Origin of the sequence: Streptomyces sp. NPDC059897, assembly GCF_042730865.1 — a bacterium.
In the GTDB taxonomy this organism is placed as follows: domain Bacteria; phylum Actinomycetota; class Actinomycetes; order Streptomycetales; family Streptomycetaceae; genus Streptomyces.
Genome location: NZ_JBHWKQ010000017.1, coordinates 112,052 through 128,057 on the forward strand (window position 1 = coordinate 112,052; position 16,006 = coordinate 128,057).

14 protein-coding genes are annotated in these 16,006 nt (G+C 71.1%); 12 read left to right on the forward strand and 2 right to left on the reverse strand.

Annotation, left to right across the window (positions count from 1 at the left end; translation table 11 throughout):
- The first annotated feature begins 103 nt into the window (after positions 1-103).
- The 10 genes from ACFV9W_RS20610 (at position 104) to ACFV9W_RS20655 (ending at position 8,170) form a co-directional block, all read left to right on the forward strand.
- A complete protein-coding gene (locus ACFV9W_RS20610) occupies positions 104-1,048 on the forward strand; it encodes a Rossmann-like and DUF2520 domain-containing protein (RefSeq protein WP_385762854.1) in 945 nt (314 codons plus the stop codon).
- Positions 1,049-1,119: 71 nt separating this feature from the next.
- Positions 1,120-2,079 carry a pantoate--beta-alanine ligase gene (gene panC, locus ACFV9W_RS20615; protein WP_385762938.1) on the forward strand — a complete coding sequence of 320 codons (960 nt, stop codon included), beginning with the start codon at positions 1,120-1,122 and terminating at the stop codon, positions 2,077-2,079.
- Complete coding sequence (locus ACFV9W_RS20620) at positions 2,076-3,791, forward strand: L-aspartate oxidase (protein WP_385762856.1); 1,716 nt, start codon at positions 2,076-2,078, stop codon at positions 3,789-3,791. The genes panC and ACFV9W_RS20620 overlap by 4 nt, the downstream gene beginning before the upstream one ends.
- The gene (gene nadC, locus ACFV9W_RS20625; RefSeq protein ID WP_385762858.1) at positions 3,788-4,786 is read left to right on the forward strand and encodes a carboxylating nicotinate-nucleotide diphosphorylase; all 999 of its coding nucleotides are present in this window, start codon (positions 3,788-3,790) and stop codon (positions 4,784-4,786) included. The genes ACFV9W_RS20620 and nadC overlap by 4 nt, the downstream gene beginning before the upstream one ends.
- Positions 4,786-5,583, forward strand: a complete 798-nt coding sequence (locus ACFV9W_RS20630; RefSeq protein ID WP_385762860.1) for a type III pantothenate kinase — start codon at positions 4,786-4,788, stop codon at positions 5,581-5,583. Before nadC ends, ACFV9W_RS20630 begins: the two co-directional genes overlap by 1 nt.
- 88 nt (positions 5,584-5,671) lie before the next feature.
- Positions 5,672-6,271 carry a hypothetical protein gene (locus ACFV9W_RS20635; protein ID WP_385762862.1) on the forward strand — a complete coding sequence of 200 codons (600 nt, stop codon included), beginning with the start codon at positions 5,672-5,674 and terminating at the stop codon, positions 6,269-6,271.
- 13 nt (positions 6,272-6,284) lie between these two features.
- Positions 6,285-6,473 carry a hypothetical protein gene (locus ACFV9W_RS20640; protein WP_385762864.1) on the forward strand — a complete coding sequence of 63 codons (189 nt, stop codon included), beginning with the start codon at positions 6,285-6,287 and terminating at the stop codon, positions 6,471-6,473.
- Between the two features lie 126 nt (positions 6,474-6,599).
- A complete protein-coding gene (locus tag ACFV9W_RS20645; RefSeq protein WP_385762866.1) occupies positions 6,600-7,016 on the forward strand; it encodes a BlaI/MecI/CopY family transcriptional regulator in 417 nt (138 codons plus the stop codon).
- Positions 7,017-7,025: 9 nt separating this feature from the next.
- Positions 7,026-7,586, forward strand: coding sequence for an amino-acid N-acetyltransferase (locus tag ACFV9W_RS20650; protein ID WP_385762868.1), 561 nt, complete (start codon positions 7,026-7,028; stop codon positions 7,584-7,586).
- 248 nt (positions 7,587-7,834) lie between these two features.
- Positions 7,835-8,170, forward strand: coding sequence for an Lsr2 family protein (locus ACFV9W_RS20655; protein ID WP_266711306.1), 336 nt, complete (start codon positions 7,835-7,837; stop codon positions 8,168-8,170).
- Here the strand turns inward: ACFV9W_RS20655 and ACFV9W_RS20660 are convergent.
- The gene (locus ACFV9W_RS20660; RefSeq protein ID WP_385762871.1) at positions 8,149-8,796 is read right to left on the reverse strand and encodes an SCO3374 family protein; all 648 of its coding nucleotides are present in this window, start codon (positions 8,794-8,796) and stop codon (positions 8,149-8,151) included. The two genes, ACFV9W_RS20655 and ACFV9W_RS20660, sit on opposite strands and share 22 nt — an antisense overlap.
- A gap of 430 nt (positions 8,797-9,226) precedes the next feature.
- On the opposite strand from ACFV9W_RS20660, the gene ACFV9W_RS20665 reads away from it, so the two are divergent.
- On the forward strand, positions 9,227-11,755 hold the full coding sequence (locus tag ACFV9W_RS20665; RefSeq protein ID WP_385762873.1) for an ATP-dependent Clp protease ATP-binding subunit: 2,529 nt from the start codon (positions 9,227-9,229) through the stop codon (positions 11,753-11,755).
- A gap of 73 nt (positions 11,756-11,828) precedes the next feature.
- On the opposite strand, the gene ACFV9W_RS20670 is transcribed toward ACFV9W_RS20665, so the two are convergent.
- Positions 11,829-14,858, reverse strand: a complete 3,030-nt coding sequence (locus ACFV9W_RS20670) for an NACHT domain-containing protein (protein WP_385762875.1) — start codon at positions 14,856-14,858, stop codon at positions 11,829-11,831.
- Positions 14,859-15,290: 432 nt separating this feature from the next.
- Here ACFV9W_RS20670 and ACFV9W_RS20675 point away from each other — a divergent pair, with 432 nt between their 5' ends.
- Positions 15,291-15,998, forward strand: a complete 708-nt coding sequence (locus ACFV9W_RS20675; RefSeq protein ID WP_385762877.1) for a M23 family metallopeptidase — start codon at positions 15,291-15,293, stop codon at positions 15,996-15,998.
- Positions 15,999-16,006: the final 8 nt, after the last annotated feature.

Consider the following 16,006-nt stretch of genomic DNA (forward strand, 5'->3'; position numbering starts at 1 on the left):
CCCACAGCCTGTGGACAGCCGGGACCCGTGCGGACAGATAGCGTTAACATGACGAGAAATCGTCCGGTACCCCGAGCGGACTGGAACGGAAGGCCATCGCCTCGTGACTACACCCCCTCCGAACCCGCGATCCGAACCCACCGAGCACCCTGCCCCCCAGGACCGCCCCGCGCGCCTCACCGTGGGCGTCGTCGGCGCGGGCCGCGTCGGTCCCGCGCTCGCCGCGTCCCTGCAACTGGCCGGGCACCGTCCCGTGGCCGTCTCCGGAGTCTCCGACGCCTCCGTGCGCCGGGCCGCGACGCTGCTGCCCGACGTGCCCCTGGTGCCGCCCGCCGAGGTCCTCGCACAGGCCGACCTGGTGCTCCTCACCGTCCCCGACGACGTCCTGCCGGGCCTCGTCGAGGGCTTCGCGGAGACCGGCGCCGTACGCCCTGGCCAGCTGCTCGTGCACACCTCGGGCCGGTACGGCACAAAGGTGCTCGAACCGGCGCTGCGCGCGGGCGGCCTGCCGCTCGCGCTGCACCCCGCGATGACGTTCACCGGCACCCCCGTCGACGTCCAGCGGCTGGCCGGCTGCTCCTTCGGCGTCACCGCGCCCGAAGAGCTGCGGATGGCGGCGGAGGCCCTGGTCATCGAGATGGGCGGCGAACCCGAGTGGATCGCCGAGGAGAACCGCGCGCTCTACCACGCGGCCCTCGCGCTCGGCGCCAACCACCTGGTCACCCTGGTCGCGGAGTCCATGGAACTGCTCCGCGAGGCGGGCGTCGGCGCCCCCGACCGGATGCTCGGCCCGCTCCTCGGCGCGGCGCTCGACAACGCGCTCAGGTCCGGCGACGCGGCCCTCACGGGCCCGGTGGCGCGCGGCGACGCGGGCACCGTCGCCGCCCACATCACGGAGCTGCGCAAGCACGCCCCGCAGACGGTGGCCGGGTATCTCGCGATGGCCCGTGCGACCGCCGACCGCGCGCTCGCGCACGGACTGCTGAAGCCGGAGCTCGCCGAGGACCTCCTGGGCGTCCTCGCGACCGGTGCGGAGGAGACCCGATGAGCCCCACCGATTCCATGGCGGCGAGCCCCGCGAGGACGTCGCGCACGCGGCTCCTCCACAAGGGCGCGGACATGCGGGCACGCACGCGTACCGGGCAGCGCGTCGTCGTCATGACGATGGGCGCCCTGCACGAGGGCCACGCGACGCTGATCCGCTCGGCCAGGGCCCGCGCCGGGGCGGACGGCGAAGTGGTCGTCACCGTCTTCGTGAACCCGCTGCAGTTCGGCGCGGGCGAGGACCTCGACCGCTACCCGCGCACCCTCGACGCCGACCTGAGGATCGCCGAACGGGCGGGGGCGGACGCCGTGTTCGCGCCCTCCGTCGACGAGGTCTACCCCGGCGGGCAGCCCGAGATCCGCATCACGGCGGGCCCCATGGGGGAGCGGCTCGAAGGCGCCTCGCGCCCCGGCCACTTCGACGGCATGCTCACCGTGGTCGCCAAGCTGCTGCACCTCACGCGCGCGGACGTGGCCCTCTTCGGCCAGAAGGACGCGCAGCAACTGGCCCTGGTGCGCCGCATGGTGCGCGATCTGAACTTCGACGTGGAGATCGTCGCCGTGCCCACGGTCCGCGAGGACGACGGGCTCGCGCTCTCCTCCCGCAACCGCTACCTGTCCCCGGCCGAGCGGCGCACCGCGCTGGCCCTCTCCGACGCGCTGTTCACGGGCCGCGACCGGCATGCGGCGCAGGAGGCCCTGCGCGCGCGTGCCGCCGAGAACCCGACCCCGCGCACGCGGGCGAAGGCGCTCGGCAAGATAGGCGAGGCCCGGGCGGCCGCCGACGCGCACGCCGTCGCCACGGCGTCCCCGGGCCGGCCCTCGGCCGTCCTCGCGGCGGCCCGCCTGATCCTCGACGAGGCGAAGCGGCTCCAGCCACCGGTCGAGCTCGACTACGTGGCCCTCGTCGACCCGCGCGACTTCACCGACGTGACCGACGGCTTCGAGGGCGAGGCGGTGCTCGCGGTCGCCGCGCGCGTGGGCAGCACCCGCCTCATCGACAACCTGCCGCTGACCTTCGGAGGCCACGAGTGAGCAGCACCGGCATAAGGCTCCACGCCCCCGCCCCCGGCTGGAACGTCGCGGCGGACGTCGTGATCGTCGGCTCCGGCGTCGCGGGACTGACCGCGGCGCTGCGCTGCCAGGCCGCGGGCCTGCGCACCGTGGTCGTCACCAAGGCCCGCCTCGACGACGGCTCCACGCGCTGGGCGCAGGGCGGCGTCGCGGCGGCCCTCGGCGAGGGCGACACCCCCGAGCAGCATCTGGACGACACCCTGGTCGCCGGCGTCGGCCTGTGCGACGAGGCGGCCGTGCGCACCCTCGTCACCGAGGGCCCCGACGCCGTACGCCGCCTGATCGAGACGGGCGCGCACTTCGACGAGTCCGCCGGGGGCGACCTGGAGCTGACCCGTGAGGGCGGCCACCACCGTCGCCGCATCGCGCACGCGGGCGGTGACGCGACCGGAGCCGAGATCTCCCGCGCGCTGGTCGAGGCAGTACGCGCGCGTGGTGTGGAAACCGTCGAGAACGCCCTGGTCCTCGACCTGCTGACGGACGCCGAGGGCCGCACGGCCGGTGTCTCCCTGCACGTCATGGGCGAGGGCCAGCACGACGGTGTGGGCGCCGTCCTGGCACCCGCCGTGGTCCTCGCGACCGGCGGCATGGGCCAGGTCTTCTCGGCCACCACGAACCCCCACGTGTCCACGGGCGACGGCGTCGCGCTCGCCCTGCGCGCGGGCGCCGAGGTGAGCGACCTGGAATTCGTCCAGTTCCACCCGACCGTGCTGTTCCTGGGCGCGGACGCCGAGGGCCAGCAGCCGCTCGTCTCCGAGGCCGTGCGCGGCGAGGGCGCGCACCTGGTGGACGCGGACGGCGTGCGCTTCATGGTGGGCCAGCACGAACTCGCCGAGCTGGCGCCCCGCGACATCGTCGCCAAGGGCATCACGCGCCGCATGCAGGAACTCGGCACCGAGCACATGTACCTGGACGCGCGGCACTTCGGCGCCGAGATGTGGGAGAACCGGTTCCCCACGATCCTCGCCGCCTGCCGGGCCCATGGCATCGACCCGGTCACCGAGCCCATCCCGGTCGCCCCCGCCGCGCACTACGCCTCCGGAGGCGTCCGCACGGACCTCTCGGGCCGCACCACGGTGCCGGGCCTCTACGCGTGCGGTGAGGCCGCCTGCACGGGCGTCCACGGGGCGAACCGGCTGGCCTCCAACTCCCTTCTGGAAGGCCTCGTCTACGCGGAGCGCATCGCGGACGACATCACGCGCCTGCACGCGGAGAACGCCCTCCACGCGCGCGTGCCCGCACCCGTGGAGCACCCGCCGACGCCGACGCACCCGCTGCTTCCCCCGGAGGCACGGTTCGCCATCCAGCGCGTGATGACGGCGGGCGCGGGCGTCCTGCGCTCCGCCGACTCCCTCGCCGAGGCCGCCGCCCAGCTCGGCCGCATCCATGCCGACGCGGTCAACTCCCTGACGGAGAACGGCAAGACCGCGGAGCCGGGCGTCGACACGTGGGAGGCCACCAACCTCCTGTGCGTGGCCCGCGTCCTGGTCGCCGCCGCGCGCCGCCGCGAGGAGACCCGCGGCTGCCACTGGCGCGAGGACCACCCGGACCGCGACGATGCCACGTGGCGCCGCCACATCGTCGTACGCCTGAATCCGGACCGGACCCTGGCCACGCACACCACACCCACAGCAGACTTCCCGGCAACGGCCAAGAACCCTCAGGAGCAGTGACCGACGTGAGCGCCACCCCCGACCTCCCCCTGGCAGCCGCCGGCAGCGAAGGCTGCGGCGACAACTGCGGCTGCGCGCAGGGAGATTCCGACGACGTCATGGAGTGCGGCCTCGACCCGTCGCTGGCCCAGCTGCTGCTCGACGCGGGCCTGCACCCGGTCGAGATCGAGGACATCGCCCACATGGCGATCACCGAGGACCTGGACGGCGGAGTGGACGTCACGACCGTCGCCACGATCCCCGAAGAGGCCGTCGCCACCGCCGACTTCACGGCCCGCGAGGCGGGCGTCGTGGCGGGCCTGCGGGTCGCCGAGGCGGTCGTCTCCGTCGTGGCCACGGACGAGTTCGAGGTCGAGCGGCACGCGGAGGACGGCGACCGGGTCGAGGCGGGGCAGAAGCTGCTCTCCGTCACCACCCGCACCCGCGACCTGCTCACCGCCGAGCGCACCGCGCTCAACATCATGTGCCGCCTCTCCGGCATCGCGACCGCCACGCGCGCGTGGGCGGACGTTCTGGACGGCACCAAGGCGAAGGTCCGCGACACCCGCAAGACGACGCCGGGCCTGCGCTCCCTGGAGAAGTACGCGGTCCGCATGGGCGGCGGCGTCAACCACCGCATGTCCCTGTCCGACGCGGCCCTGGTCAAGGACAACCACGTGGTCGCCGCCGGTGGCGTCGCCCAGGCCTTCCAGGCCGTACGCGACCGCTTCCCCGGCCTGCCGATCGAGGTCGAGGTGGACACCCTGCACCAGCTGCGCGAGGTCCTCGACGCGGGCGCCGACCTGATCCTCCTGGACAACTTCACGCCGGGCGAGACCGAGGAGGCCGTGGCGATCACCGACGGCCGCGCCCTCCTGGAGTCCTCCGGCCGCCTCACCCTCGAGAACGCCGCCACGTATGCGAAGACGGGCGTCGACTACCTCGCCGTGGGTGCCCTCACCCACTCGTCCCCGATCCTCGACATCGGCCTCGACCTGCGCGAGGCGGACGCCTGATGCTGCTCACCATCGACGTCGGCAACACCCACACCGTCCTCGGCCTGTTCGACGGCGAGGAGATCATCGAGCACTGGCGCATCTCCACGGACGCGCGCAGAACCGCCGACGAACTCGCCGTCCTGCTCAAGGGCCTGATGGGCATGCACCCGCTGCTCGGCGAGGAACTCGGCGACGGCATCGACGGCATCGCCATCTGCTCGACCGTCCCCTCGGTCCTGCACGAACTGCGCGAGGTCACCCGCCGCTACTACGGCGACGTGCCCGCCGTCCTGGTCGAACCCGGCATCAAGACCGGCGTGCCGATCCTCATGGACAACCCCAAGGAGGTCGGCGCCGACCGCATCATCAACGCGGTCGCGGCCGTCGAGATGTTCGGCGGCCCGGCGATCGTCGTGGACTTCGGCACGGCGACGACCTTCGACGCGGTCTCCGCGCGCGGCGAGTACGCGGGCGGCGTGATCGCCCCCGGCATCGAGATCTCCGTCGAGGCGCTCGGCATGCGCGGCGCCCAGCTCCGCAAGATCGAGCTGGCCAGGCCGCGCAGCGTCATCGGCAAGAACACCGTCGAGGCCATGCAGGCGGGCATCGTCTACGGCTTCGCGGGCCAGGTCGACGGGGTCGTGAACCGGATGGCCAAGGAGCTCGCGGACGATCCGGACGACGTGACCGTCATCGCGACGGGCGGGCTCGCGCCGATGGTCCTCGGCGAGTCCACGGTGATCGACGAGCACGAGCCGTGGCTGACGCTGATCGGACTCCGTCTCGTGTACGAGCGGAACGTTTCGCGGCTCTGACAGGCGGGGCGGACCGGGCGGACCGGCGAGGCACGCCGGAAATTGCCGGTTAAGCGGATTTGTCCGTAATTGGCCTTACCGTCATTTCATGCCCACGCCCTACGGAAACCGTGGCGGCATGGCGTTCGGTGCAGAAGAGCTGCGTGTGCTCCGACGCGCCCTCGCCCTCGCCCTCCACCCCAGCCCCACCTCGGACGAGGACGTCCGGGCCTGTCTGCGACTCGCGGAGTCGGTCGACGAAGCGGCCCGGGAAGGCATCCGCATGCGGGCCTTCCTCCGCTCCGACCTCGACCGCTACCGGGCCGCCCTGCCCGGCTCCGCTCCCGGCTATCTGAGCCTGCTCAAGGAGGCCCTGGCGGCGGGCCACAGGCCCGGCGCCGACGACCTCGCGGCGCTGCGCGCGCTGCCCGGGAACCCCGGCGCGGCGGCCCTGCTCGCCCGCTGCCGCGACCTGGCGGAACAGGGCGTACGCGACAAGCTCGACGAGCGGCACCGGCCCCGCGTCCCGGCGTCCCGCGGCTACCTGCTCGCCCTGCCCGGCGGCCTGTCGGCGGCGGACGGCGACAAGCCCGCGAGGCCGGCCCCCGAGACGCCTCAGCGCCCGGTCCCCACCCCCGCCGAGGTCTTCCCGCCCAAGCGCCGCCCCGCCCAGCCCCCGGCCCCGTCGCGGAGACTCGCGGTCGGGTAGCTACTCTGGGGGCATGGACTACGTCTCCGCGCTCGTGCCCCCGGTCGTGATGGCCGCGTTCTTCGTCGGCCTGATCGTGACCATCGTGAAGTCGCAGGGCGGCGACAAGAAGACCAAGGAAGACGCGGCCGTCGACGCCGCCATCGCGCGCGCGGAGGCCGCCCGGCAGGGCGGCGGCACGCAGCGGGACGCGACCGCCTGACAGCGGCCGCGACCGGCACGGAAACCGCAGTGAGGGGCGCCCATCGGGCGCCCCTTTTGTCATTGCTTGGCGATCGTCGCCACGTCCCGCGTTGAATTACCGACTTCTCCCACTATTGTGCTTCTCGTGCCGCGCCCCTTGGGAGAACTCGAAGACGCAGTGATGACGCGGGTGTGGAAGTGGAACCGCCCGGTCACCGTGAGGGAAGTCCTGGAGGACCTCCAACAGGAACGGTCCATCGCCTACACAACCGTCATGACCGTATTGGACAATCTCCATCAGAAGGGCTGGGTACGCCGCGAAGCGGAAGGCCGGGCCTATCGATATGAGGCGGTCTCCACGCGGGCCGCGTACTCGGCCGCCCTGATGAACGAGGCCTGGGCGCAGAGCGACAACCCGGCCGCGGCGCTCGTCGCGTTCTTCGGGATGATGTCGCCGGAGCAGCGCGAGGCCCTCAGGGATGCCATGCGGATCGTCTCGCCCGAACTGCCGGCGGAAGTCCCCTCGGCCCCCGAGGAAGCGGGCGACGGGGCCGGGCGATAGCGTCCGGACATGCCAGCAGAGCTCCCCGAAGTCGGGCCGACCGTCGAATCGCCCCGTAAAGCAGTGACCGTACGCAGGGCGCGGACGGCCGATGTGCCGGAGGTGCGCCGGCTGCTTGACGCGTACAGCCGACAGGGGATCCTGCTCGACAAAGCCACCGTGACGCTTTACGAGGACATCCAGGAGTTCTGGGTCGCGGAACGCGACGACAACGCCGCGGTCGTCGGCTGCGGCGCACTGCACGTCATGTGGGAAGACCTCGCGGAAGTCCGCACCCTCGCGGTGGACCCGCAGGTCAAGGGATCGGGCGTCGGACATCTGCTGCTCGAGAAGCTTCTTCAGACCGCGCGCTGGATCGGTGTTCGGCGGGTTTTCTGCCTCACCTTCGAAGTCGAGTTCTTCGCCAAGCACGCCTTCGTGGAGATCGGCGAGACACCTGTCGATACGGTCGACACCGATGTCTACAGTGAGCTCCTGCGTTCCTATGACGAGGGCGTGGCTGAGTTCCTCGGTCTCGAACGAGTGAAACCGAACACCTTGGGCAACAGCCGGATGCTTCTGCATCTGTGATCGCCGCCGGGCGTTATTCCGGCATGCGTGCTTGCAACGGTTCCCTATGTCCGAATCGCGCATGTTTTTGGTCCCGGTGGGCAGTGTTCAACTCCGGGATCTCTCCCTGATCTCAGCCAGGGGTTTGTGTTTTTCGGGCAAAAGCGGTTTGCTTTCGGCGTACTGCAGTACTGCATATAACAAGGGGACGGCGAATCAGCGGCCGTGGTCGCGGGGCCGCCCTTCAGATTTCGATGAAAGGAAATCCGGTGGCACAGAAGGTTCAGGTCCTTCTTGTCGATGACCTCGACGGTGGCGAGGCGGACGAGACCGTGACGTTCGCGCTCGACGGCAAGTCGTACGAGATCGACCTCACCACCGCCAATGCGGACAAGCTCCGCGGCCTCCTTGAGCCGTACCTCAAGGGCGGTCGTCGCACCGGTGGCCGCTCGAGCGGCCGGGGCAAGGCGCGCGCCACGTCCGGCGGCGGCAACCAGGACACCGCGCAGATCCGCGCGTGGGCCAAGGAGAACGGCTACGAGGTCAACGACCGCGGCCGTGTTCCCCAGTCGATCCGTGAGGCCTACGAGAAGGCCAACGGCTGACGGGACGGCCGCATTGGTCGCTTTGTTGACGTGGTCGCGGGCGCGCCGGCGCCGCGACGCAGCCGGGCCCGGTGGCAGTACGTCGCCGCCGTGTCCACGAGGCGTACGAGATCGGGGGCGCCCCCACCGCCCCCCACGACCGACCAGGTCGAGACGGCCGTCAGGGTCGTCAGGGCCGGTAGCACCGGTTCCACCTCGCAGCCGGGCTCGGGGGGCCGCACCCAGGCGGCGGCCTCCTGCGAGCCGGACCAGCCCGGAGGCGTCGGCGCGTCGATGAGACCACCCGCCCCGACGGCGACGAGGTCCAGGGGCAGCGCCCCCCACTCCAGCCAGTCGAGCAGCCCCGGCAATTCGTCCGCGCTGCCCGCGGCGACGAGCAGCCGCATCGTTTCCCCGCACACGGCCACCGGTGACCGGGGATCGAGTCTGCGCAGCATCGCGAAGCCGGCGTCGGCCGGCACCTCCAGGACGTCGAAGCGCAGCCCGGTGTGCAGCAGCGCGCCGTCGGGCCCTGCCGCGGTCGCCCAGCCGAGCTCGTCCTCGTACCACTGCCGGGCCGGATCGCGTCCGGGGTCGGTCAGTGGTTGCCGGGGAGCGGGAACGGTCGTGCCGGAGGTGGTGACCATGCCAGGAGCAACAGCCACCGACGCCCCGGGGTTACGCACTGTCGCCGAGTGCATGCGTAGTGTGTCCGGAAAAGGGGCGTACGGAGGCGTTGGGCGGCGCAAAGATGTTCGCCCGTAGCGGAGGGAACCGGGGCGCGCCGCATGGAGTGTCAGTCCGTACGGGTAAGACATCCCTAGTGGGAGGGGCGACACGTGCGGGACGGGCAGTCTGCGTTCGCCATCGGCGTACTGATGGTGGGGGTATCTGCCTGGCCTGCGGGAACATCGTCTCGCACCATCGGGTTGGAGCAGTTGTCGGCGTTCGGGGCAGGAGACCATGAACGGGTGTCGGCAGATGGAATGAGCGGTCCCCGCTTGCGGGACTAAGCTGCGGAAGGACAGGGAGGGGACCGACCCCTAACTGCCTGACCGCTCTGAGGAGCGATTAACGATGTTCGAGAGGTTCACCGACCGCGCGCGGCGGGTTGTCGTCCTGGCTCAGGAAGAAGCCCGGATGCTCAACCACAATTACATCGGCACCGAGCACATCCTCCTGGGCTTGATCCACGAGGGCGAGGGTGTCGCCGCTAAGGCCCTGGAGAGCCTCGGGATTTCGCTCGAGGCGGTCCGCCAGCAGGTGGAGGAGATCATCGGTCAGGGCCAGCAGGCCCCGTCCGGCCACATCCCCTTCACCCCCCGTGCCAAGAAGGTCCTGGAGCTGTCGCTCCGCGAGGCCCTTCAGCTGGGCCACAACTACATCGGCACGGAGCACATCCTGCTCGGCCTGATCCGTGAGGGCGAGGGCGTCGCCGCCCAGGTCCTGGTCAAGCTGGGTGCAGACCTCAACCGGGTGCGGCAGCAGGTCATCCAGCTGCTCTCCGGTTACCAGGGCAAGGAGACCGCCGGCGCCAGTGGCGGTCCTGCCGAGGGCACGCCCTCCACGTCCCTGGTGCTCGACCAGTTCGGCCGCAACCTGACGCAGGCCGCTCGTGAGTCCAAGCTCGACCCGGTCATCGGGCGCGAGAAGGAGATCGAGCGCGTCATGCAGGTCCTGTCGCGCCGGACCAAGAACAACCCGGTCCTGATCGGTGAGCCCGGCGTCGGCAAGACCGCCGTCGTCGAGGGCCTCGCTCAGGCCATCGTCAAGGGCGAGGTGCCCGAGACCCTCAAGGACAAGCACCTCTACACCCTCGACCTCGGCGCGCTGGTCGCCGGCTCCCGCTACCGCGGTGACTTCGAGGAGCGCCTCAAGAAGGTGCTCAAGGAGATCCGCACCCGCGGCGACATCATCCTGTTCATCGACGAGCTGCACACGCTGGTCGGTGCGGGTGCCGCCGAGGGCGCCATCGACGCGGCTTCCATCCTGAAGCCGATGCTGGCCCGCGGTGAGCTGCAGACCATCGGTGCGACGACGCTCGACGAGTACCGCAAGCACCTGGAGAAGGACGCGGCCCTCGAGCGCCGCTTCCAGCCGATCCAGGTCGCGGAGCCGTCGCTGCCGCACACGATCGAGATCCTCAAGGGTCTCCGTGACCGCTACGAGGCCCACCACCGCGTCTCGATCACGGACGAGGCCCTCGTCCAGGCCGCGACGCTGGCTGACCGGTACATCTCGGACCGCTTCCTGCCGGACAAGGCGATCGACCTGATCGACGAGGCCGGTTCCCGGATGCGCATCCGCCGGATGACCGCGCCGCCGGACCTCCGCGAGTTCGACGAGAAGATCGCGGGCGTGCGTCGCGACAAGGAGTCGGCCATCGACTCCCAGGACTTCGAGAAGGCGGCCTCTCTCCGCGACAAGGAGAAGCAGCTGCTCGCCGCGAAGGCCAAGCGCGAGAAGGAGTGGAAGGCCGGCGACATGGACGTCGTCGCCGAGGTCGACGGCGAGCTGATCGCCGAGGTCCTCGCGACCGCCACCGGCATTCCGGTCTTCAAGCTGACCGAGGAGGAGTCCTCGCGTCTGCTGCGCATGGAGGACGAGCTCCACAAGCGGGTCATCGGCCAGAAGGACGCCGTCAAGGCGCTCTCGCGGGCGATCCGCCGTACGCGGGCCGGTCTGAAGGACCCGAAGCGTCCGGGTGGTTCGTTCATCTTCGCCGGTCCGTCCGGTGTCGGTAAGACCGAGCTCTCCAAGGCGCTCGCCGAGTTCCTCTTCGGTGACGAAGAGGCGCTGATCTCCCTCGACATGTCGGAGTTCAGCGAGAAGCACACGGTCTCGCGTCTCTTCGGTTCGCCCCCCGGTTACGTGGGCTACGAAGAGGGCGGTCAGCTGACCGAGAAGGTGCGGCGCAAGCCGTTCTCGGTGGTTCTTTTCGACGAGGTCGAGAAGGCCCACCCGGACATCTTCAACAGCCTTCTGCAGATCCTGGAGGACGGTCGCCTGACCGACTCCCAGGGCCGCGTCGTGGACTTCAAGAACACGGTCATCATCATGACGACCAACCTTGGAACCCGTGACATCTCGAAGGGCTTCAACCTCGGCTTCGCGGCCCAGGGCGACTCGAAGTCCAATTACGAGCGCATGAAGAACAAGGTGTCGGACGAGCTCAAGCAGCACTTCCGCCCCGAGTTCCTCAACCGTGTCGACGACGTCGTCGTCTTCCCGCAGCTCAGCCAGGGCGACATCCTCGAGATCGTCGACCTGATGATCTCGAAGGTGGACGAGCGCCTGAAGGACCGCGACATGGGCATCGAGCTCTCGCAGTCCGCCAAGGAGCTGCTCTCGAAGAAGGGCTACGACCCCGTGCTCGGCGCGCGTCCGCTGCGGCGCACGATCCAGCGCGAGGTCGAGGACAGCCTGTCGGAGAAGATCCTCTTCGGCGAGCTGCGCCCGGGCCACATCGTGGTCGTGGACACGGAGGGCGAGGGCGAGAACAAGACCTTCACCTTCCGCGGCGAGGAGAAGGCGGCCCTGCCGGACGCCCCGCCGATCGAGGACGCGGCTGCCGGTGGCGGCCCGAACCTGAGCAAGGAGGCGTAACCCCTCCGGGGCGAGCCTGATCCGGGTGGGCCCGAGCTGTTCCTGAGGGAACGGTTCGGGCCCACCCGTTTTTTCAGGCCGGGAGGACGGTGACGCCGGCGTCGGGGAAGAGGCGGGCGTACGGAGCCCGGTCCCGCGATGCCTCGCGGGGAACGTAGAACGTGACCGCGCGTACGGCGGGGAAGCCCGGGGCGTGGACGGCGAACTGGTCCGGACCCCGGGACACCATGACCTCCAGGGACGAGATGCGCGGGAAACGGGGCAGCGGGGCGGTCGGCAGGTCCTCGGCGACGACGAAGAGCTCGCGCAGCGACCGGTGGTCCGCGGCCAGTGCCCAGTCGTCCTGGTCCAGTGGGCCGACGCCGCGGCCCAGGCTCAGGAAGGTCAGCTCCGGGAAGGCGTCAAGCCCTCGCAGGCCCGTGGTGGCGAGGGAGCCGGCGGAGAAGTAGAGGCGTTCGAGCGGGGCGGACGCGGGCAGGTGCTCGACCAGGGAGCGGCCCGGAACCGACTGCAGCACCGAGAGCGAGCGCAGGCCCGTCAGCGCGCTCAGTCCGCGCAGCTCCGGCAGCCCGGCGAGCACGTTCAGGGTGAGGTGGCGCAGGGGGCTCCCGGCGAGCGGGGCCAGATCGGTGATTCCCGGGCAGCCGGAAAGCACCAGCAGTTCGAGCGAGGGGAGCGCGAGCAGCGGACGCAGGTCGTGCACGGCGGGGTTGTTGCTCAGGATCAGATCGGTCAGGGGCCCCGGATCGACACCGGCGACGAGTTCCTCGAGCGGGAGGTCGTAGTCGACGTGGAGCCGGCTCCAATGGGGCAGACGCCTCGCGGAGTCCCACTGGTCCGGGTTCTTCACGAGGAGGTCGACGCCCTGTGGGTCGACGTGGGCGAGGACGTCGTCCGCGTACTCCCGCGCGTCGAACCGGTGCCAGGTGCCCACCAGTTGACGTCGTACGTCCAGTGCGGGATGGGAACGGAACTTCTTCAGGACCGGGAGCGCGCCTTCCTGCCCCAGCCGCGACGCGGTGACCACCACCGCGTGCGCCTCCTCGTCGCTCAACCCCTCAGGCCCCGGCAACAGCTCCAGCACGAACGGCCCCGCCTCGGCGAGCCGCTCCGCCTCGTACTTGTCGCGCGGCGGGATCAGCTCGGCCGCGCGCGCCCGCACCTCCTCCACCACCTCCTGGTCCACCGAAGCCGCGTCCTGGAGGCAGGCCAGGGCGAGGAGCGTGAGCCGCGGCGCGTCCGCCGCCAGCAACCCCCGCAACAACCGCCCCCGTTCCCGCGTCCGCGCATGCGCCACCGCCATCCGCAGCACGTCCTCCCACTGGGTGTCCTCGGCGTGGCCGAGCAGGACGTCGAAGTGGCCCTCCTCGACGGCGTAGCGGGCACCCAGGTGGTCGAGGAACGTGCGGTGGGCGAAGTCGACGACGCCGGGGGCGGGGCTGCGCAGCACTCCGCTGCGCAGGAGGAGCTGGCGAAGGATCGTCCTCGCGTCGCCCTGCGCGGACGCGGCGGGGACGGAGGGCAGGGCGCGCTCCAGGAGCATCAGCGCCGTGTCCTCGTCCATTTCGGTGCGGCCCGCCAACACCAGGGAGTAGGCGAGGCGTTGGAGGAGTTCGACCTGGTCCTCGGTCTCCAGGTCGATGCCGTCGAGGCCGCTCATGCCGCGCTGCCGGTCCCGTTCGGTGAGGATCATCTGGAGCGCGGCGTCGTAGAGGGCCTTGCGGCGCGGCGGGAGGTAGCCGCGGCGGGCCCGGTGCAGGGCGCAGATCAGGCCGCACATCAGCGGGTTGGTGGCCAGGCGCGCGAGGTCCGGCTTGGTGCGCAGCGTGTCGAGCAGCGGCTCCTCGTGCTCGGGGGCGTGCGCCGCGGCGTGCCAGCGGCGTACGAAGGCCGTGACGCGGGGGCGGTCCATCGGGGCGAGGGCGAGTTCCGTGAAGCCGTCGGCGGCCAGCCAGTCGGGGCGTACGGCGGTGGGGCGCGCGGTGAGCAGCCAGCGGTTGCCCGGGTAGCCGCGGACCAGGGCAAGGAGCCAGTCCCGTACGCGGGCGCGGTCGGCGGACGGGACCTCGTCGAGGCCGTCGACCATGACGAGCGCGCGCCCGTCGGACAGGACGCGCTCCGCCCAGCCGTCCGGCGGCGAGTGCGGGCAGTCGGTGCCGGCGAGGAAGTCGTCGGGGGCCGGGAGCCGGGCGGCCCGGATCAGGCTGCGCAGCGGCAGGACGTACGGGATGCGCTCCTCGGCGGTGAGGGCGAGCCACTGGATCAGCGTCGTCTTCCCGGAGCCCGCTTCGCCGCGCAGGAGGACGCGCTCGTGGCCCGGGCCGGTGAGCGCGTCCTCGGCGGCGAGCCGGACGGTGACGGGTGCGGTGGCGCCGGGCCCCTCGCCCGGTTCACGGGCGGTGTCCCGGGTCGCTTCGAGGCTCAGGTAGGCGACGTCCAGGGCCCAGCTGTCGGCGGTGTCACGGGCGTCGAGGCCGAAGATCGTCAGGTGGTTGTGGCGGATGGCCAGATAGCCCCGGTAGCGCTCCTCGAAGGCGCGGTCCCGGCCGGGGCCGTCGTCGCGGGCGAGGAGCGCGTCCATCTTGGCGAGGGCCTCGGCCTGCCCCCGGCTCTGCTCCACCAGCGTGCGCGCCACGAAGGTCGACCGCTGGGTGAAGAAGTGCAGGATCTGGACGCAGGACCACTCCGTGAGCGAGTCGAGGAAGTACGACGCGTCGGCGGACAGGTCGGGCGCGGGGGCCGCGCGGCGCAGGGTGCGGGCCAGGGCCCCCGGGCCGAGGCGGACCGCCTGGACGTCGTCCATGGTCAGGTCGCCGAGCGCGTGCAGGGTGCGGGTGAGGGCGAGGACGACCGGTTCCCGTTCCTCGTACGGGAACGGGGGCTCGCCGGGCCCGGCCACCGCCGCGTCGACCAGCTTGCGGGCGAGCCGATCGAGGTCGGCCTCCGTGAGGGTGCGCTTCTCGCCGCGGAAGGAGACCAGGCCGGAGACGCGTACCGGCCTGTCCGTCAGGCCCGCGCCCGGGCCCTCCTGGACGAGGAGCTTCTTGAGCGCCGGGGCGATCAGGCTCGAGGCCAGCCGGGTGCCGAGGGCAGCGGGATCCATGGTTCGGGAGCGTAGCCCCGGTCACATCCGCGGGGGGTTGGATCTTGCCGGCCGGTGACATGCCGCACAGGACGTGGATCACGTACTAACGGAAATAGTGCGACAGATACGGATCGCGCCTCTCGTTACACAGTCGATGGGTTCCGGTGAATTGTCCGTTTGACCGGAAGGGTGTCGTCGGCAGGCGTGCGCGGCCCGGGCGTACGGCGATGAAGTGGGGTTAAACCCGGGATGAGGTCATAAAACGGACGACCTTCGACCCGGCCCCGCGAGGCTTCGGTCGGCGTGATCGTCCGGGGCGGACTACGAAGACATGTCGTAGATGGGTGTTTTGGGCGGTGATGGGGGGTGGGGTTACCAAGGGATGGCCGGCCCGGCAGCACGAGGCAGTGCGCCGGGCCCCGTTACGTCCCCGTTGAAAGGTCTGCCCATATGTCGAAGCGCACCCAGTCCCACCGCCCCGGTACGTCGATGCTCCGTAAGCGGGCTGCCGTCGTGGCCGCCGGATTCGGAGTGTCGGCGCTGCTCGGGACCGGGGCCGCGGTCGCCGACTCCGCAGACACGGCCGCGCTCCCCGGTATCGCCGCCTCCTCCGTCGAGGCCCAGGCCAACGCTCAGGCCAAGGCCGCCGACAACGCCGCGAAGGCGAAGAAGAAGGCCGAGGCGGAGAAGAAGAAGGCCGAGGCCAAGAAGAAGGCGGCCGAGGAGAAGAAGGCCAAGTCCTGGATCGACCCGGTCGAGGACTACGAGCTCTCCGCCGGCTACTCGCAGGGCGGCGCCATGTGGGCCAGCGGCCACCACTCCGGCCAGGACTTCGCGGTGCCGGTCGGCACCGATGTCTCCGCCGTGCACGGCGGCACCGTCGTCAAGGCCGGCGGCAACGGCGCCGGTGACGGCCCCGCGTACGGCAACGCCATCGTCATCAAGCACAGCAACGGCACGTACTCGCAGTACGCCCACCTGTCCCGGATCGACGTGAAGGTCGGTGACACGCTCACCACCGGCGACCACATCGCGAAGTCCGGCAACACCGGCAACTCCAGTGGCCCGCACCTGCACTTCGAGATCCGTACGTCGGCGGAGTACGGCTCGGCGGTCAACCCCGTCAACTTCCTGAAGAAGGAGGGCGTGCGCGTCTGACGGCGCCC

What these genes read in the sequence shown, in the direction of transcription:
- ACFV9W_RS20675 (WP_385762877.1), top strand. Translation starts at nt 15,291, where the DNA reads ATGTCGAAGCGCACCCAGTCCCACCGCCCCGGTACGTCGATGCTCCGT.
- panC (WP_385762938.1), top strand. Translation starts at nt 1,120, where the DNA reads ATGCGGGCACGCACGCGTACCGGGCAGCGCGTCGTCGTCATGACGATG.
- ACFV9W_RS20660 (WP_385762871.1), bottom strand. Translation starts at nt 8,796, where the DNA reads ATGGTCACCACCTCCGGCACGACCGTTCCCGCTCCCCGGCAACCACTG.
- ACFV9W_RS20650 (WP_385762868.1), top strand. Translation starts at nt 7,026, where the DNA reads ATGCCAGCAGAGCTCCCCGAAGTCGGGCCGACCGTCGAATCGCCCCGT.
- ACFV9W_RS20665 (WP_385762873.1), top strand. Translation starts at nt 9,227, where the DNA reads ATGTTCGAGAGGTTCACCGACCGCGCGCGGCGGGTTGTCGTCCTGGCT.
- ACFV9W_RS20640 (WP_385762864.1), top strand. Translation starts at nt 6,285, where the DNA reads ATGGACTACGTCTCCGCGCTCGTGCCCCCGGTCGTGATGGCCGCGTTC.
- ACFV9W_RS20630 (WP_385762860.1), top strand. Translation starts at nt 4,786, where the DNA reads ATGCTGCTCACCATCGACGTCGGCAACACCCACACCGTCCTCGGCCTG.
- ACFV9W_RS20635 (WP_385762862.1), top strand. Translation starts at nt 5,672, where the DNA reads ATGCCCACGCCCTACGGAAACCGTGGCGGCATGGCGTTCGGTGCAGAA.
- ACFV9W_RS20670 (WP_385762875.1), bottom strand. Translation starts at nt 14,858, where the DNA reads ATGGATCCCGCTGCCCTCGGCACCCGGCTGGCCTCGAGCCTGATCGCC.